General features: G+C 66.8%; 3 protein-coding genes and 1 tRNA gene. 2 read left to right on the forward strand and 2 right to left on the reverse strand.

Going from position 1 to position 3,149, the window contains the following annotated elements:
* Both CCR87_RS07500 and CCR87_RS07505 read right to left on the reverse strand, forming a co-directional pair.
* Positions 1–1,359 (reverse strand): class I SAM-dependent DNA methyltransferase (locus CCR87_RS07500; RefSeq protein ID WP_201156931.1); only part of this gene is annotated, 1,359 nt, incomplete at its 3' end.
* Between the two features lie 458 nt (positions 1,360–1,817).
* A tRNA-Leu gene (locus CCR87_RS07505) sits at positions 1,818–1,901 on the reverse strand.
* 161 nt (positions 1,902–2,062) lie between these two features.
* Here CCR87_RS07505 and CCR87_RS07510 point away from each other — a divergent pair.
* Complete coding sequence (locus CCR87_RS07510) at positions 2,063–2,650, forward strand: YqaA family protein (RefSeq protein ID WP_201156932.1); 588 nt, start codon at positions 2,063–2,065, stop codon at positions 2,648–2,650.
* The gene (locus CCR87_RS07515) at positions 2,647–3,111 is read left to right on the forward strand and encodes a disulfide bond formation protein B (RefSeq protein ID WP_201156933.1); all 465 of its coding nucleotides are present in this window, start codon (positions 2,647–2,649) and stop codon (positions 3,109–3,111) included. Before CCR87_RS07510 ends, CCR87_RS07515 begins: the two co-directional genes overlap by 4 nt.
* Positions 3,112–3,149 lie beyond the last annotated feature (38 nt).

Raw genomic sequence — 3,149 nt, forward strand, 5'->3', positions numbered from 1 at the left:
GGCGGCCTCGGGGGCGTTGGGGTTCTTCACCGACAGATCCCATGTCGCGGGGTCGAGGCCGGCCACATCCACCGACCAGCTTTGTGCGCTGTCGGCGCGGGCCGGCTGCAGCGCCACGAACTCGGCCAGATCGGCGTCGTTCAGCGGGTTGGTCTTGCCCAGGGACCGCCCCGGGTCGAGCTGATAGTACCAGACCGAGCGCGTCTTCGCCCCCTTCTCGAAGAACAGCACCACCGTCTTGACGCCTGCCCCCTGGAAGGTGCCCCCGGGGCAGTCGAGCACCGTGTGCAGGTTGCAGCTCTCCAGCAGCTCCTTGCGCAGCGCCACGCTGGCGCCGTCAGTGTTGGACAGGAAGGTGTTCTTGATAACCACCGCCCCGCGCCCGCCCGCGCGCAGCTTGCGGATGAAGTGCTGCAGGAACAGATAGGCCGTCTCGCCCGACTTGATGGGGAAGTTCTGCTGCACCTCCTTGCGCTCGCCGCCGCCGAAGGGGGGATTGGCCAGCACGATGTCGTGGCGGTCGCGCTCCTGGATGTCCATCACGTTCTCGGTGAGCGTGTTGGTGTGGCGGATGCTGGGCGCCTCGATCCCGTGCAGGATCATGTTCATCACGCCGAGGACATAGGCGAGGGACTTCTTTTCCTGCCCGTAGAAGGTCCGCCGCTGCAGGGTGGCCCATTCCGTGGCCGAAAGGTCGTCGCGGCGCAGGTGCTCCCAAGCCTCGCACAGGAAGCCGGCCGAGCCGCAGGCGCCATCATAGATCGTCTCGCCGACCTGCGGGTCGGTGACCTTGATCATGGCGCGGATCAGCGGGCGGGGGGTGTAGTATTCACCGCCATTGCGCCCGGCGTTGCCCATGCGCTTGATGCGGGTCTCGTAGAGGTCCGAGAGTTCGTGCTTGGCGCGGGTCGAGCCGAAGTCGAGCTGGTCCACGATCTCCAGCGCGTCGCGGAGGGAGTAGCCGGAGCGGAACTTGTTGGCGATCTCCGAGAAGATCTCACCGATCTTGTAGTCGAGGCTGTCGGGGTCGCCGCTGCCCTCGCGGAAGCGCTTGAGGTAGGGGAAGAGCCGGCCGTTGACGAAGTCGATGAGATCGGCCCCGGTGAGGGCTGCGTTGTGGTCGAGCTTGCCATCGGGGCCCTTGGGCGCGGCCCAGCCCTTCCAGCTGTAGGCGTCATCGACGATGGGGGTGTAGTCGCGCCCCTCCAGCTCCGCCTCGTCCCGGCGTTCGGCTTCGAGATCGCCGAGGTACTTCAGGAACAACAGCCACGAGGTCTGCTCGGCATAGTCCAGTTCGGAGGCCAGCCCCTCGTCGTTGCGCAACGCCCTGTCAATGTTGTTGAATGCTTTCTCGAACATGCCCGCCTCGTGTTTTTTCGGACCCTAGCGGGCGCAGGGACGGCCGGCAATCGCGGAGGCGAAGCAGCACGGGCCACATCGGAGCGGTGGCCACCTTTCTGAACTGCGCCGCATCGGACCAGCGCAACTGCGTTCGTGACAACCGCTCTTGCCAGTCGCCCCAAGATTTTTTTCGGTGGGGGGGGAACTAACCTACGAGAAGGAGCCCTCAGATTTGAGGGCTGCTATCCTAGCGCCACGGATGGCCAAGCGCCCCGACATGGCTGCGCTGTCCCGCACACGGCTACCTTCCAGCGCGCCAGTCATCCTTTATTGGTTTGCATAGAAGCACCACCGGACCTTAGTTCGGTGCCACGCCACCTCGGGGTATGGCCGACCGCATGGTGGATATTTAGGTGGATCACTGAATGCATACCAGTGGCTTTATTACACAAAATCAATCACTTGTTGGAAAATAATGGTGCGGGTGGGGAGAGTCGAACTCCCATGCCTTGCGGCGGAGCATTTTGAGTGCCCTGCGTCTACCATTCCGCCACACCCGCACAGCCCATGCCTTAGCGCTCCGGCATCATGCAATCAAGCCGGTCACGCCCGGTGCCTTGTCGGCAGGCAACGCCACCCGCCGCTTCCGCCAGAAGGGCGCACCACCTTGACGCAGGACGGTGGCCATGGTGCATGGCCGCGACACAGCCCGGGAGGGGTCATGATCCGCGCGCTTTATGACTGGACGATCTCGCTGGCGCGCACGCCCTATGCGCTGTGGGCGCTGGCGGCGGTGGCCTTCATCGAAAGCTCGGTGTTTCCGATCCCGCCCGATGTGCTGATGATCCCGATGATCCTGGCGGCCCCGCATCGGGCCTTCGTGATCGCCGGCGTGGCGACGCTGGCGTCGGTCGCGGGGGGCGTTCTGGGCTACGGCATCGGCTACGGCCTCTATGAGACGGTGGGCCGCCCGGTGCTGGAGTTCTACGGCAAGACCGACTCGTGGGACACGCTGCAGGCCCGCTTTGCCGAGGACCCCGCGCTGGTGTTCTGGACCATCGCCTTTGCCGGGGTGACCCCCTTTCCGTACAAGGTGATCACGATCTTCTCGGGGGCGGCGGCGATGAACCTGCCGCTGTTCATCCTCACCTCCATCCTTGCGCGGGGGCTGCGGTTCTTCATCGTGGCAGGGCTGCTGTGGAAGTACGGCGCGCCGATCCGCGACTTCATCGAGCGGCGGCTGGGGCTGATGTTCACCCTGTTCCTCGTGCTGCTGATCGGTGGCTTCGTGGCCATCCGGTACCTGTGACGGGCCGGGCGCTGATCCTCGCCGCGGCGGGCGGTTCGGCGGCGCTGCTGATCGCGGCGCTGGGCTCGCAGTACATCGGCGGGCTGGCCCCGTGCGAGCTGTGCATCTGGCAGCGCTGGCCGCATCTGGCGGCCGTGGTGGCCGGCGCGCTGGCGCTGAGCTGGGCCGGGCCGGTGCCCGCCGCGCTGGGCGCCACAAGCGCGCTGGTCGCAAGCGGGCTGGGCATCCACCATACCGGGGTGGAACGCGGATGGTGGGCGGGACCCGACGCATGCGGCAGCCCCGGAGACATCAGCGCCCTGACCCCCGAGGAGCTGCTGTCGCAGATCCTTGCCGCCCCCGTCGTGCGCTGCGACGAGGTCGCGTGGGCGTTCCTTGGCCTGTCGATGGCGTCGTGGAACGCGATCCTGTCGCTGGGCCTCGCGGGCCTGTGGGTCGCGGCGATCCTGCGCCCGCGCTGACGCCCGCGCCTGTTGCGCGGCCCGGCGGCGGGCGGGGG

Origin of the sequence: Rhodobaculum claviforme, assembly GCF_016653255.1 — a bacterium.
Taxonomy (GTDB): domain Bacteria; phylum Pseudomonadota; class Alphaproteobacteria; order Rhodobacterales; family Rhodobacteraceae; genus Rhodobaculum; species Rhodobaculum claviforme.

Bases quoted from the DNA above. Each gene is read 5' to 3' on its own strand.
- CCR87_RS07510 (WP_201156932.1), top strand. From the start codon at position 2,063: ATGATCCGCGCGCTTTATGACTGGACGATCTCGCTGGCGCGCACGCCC.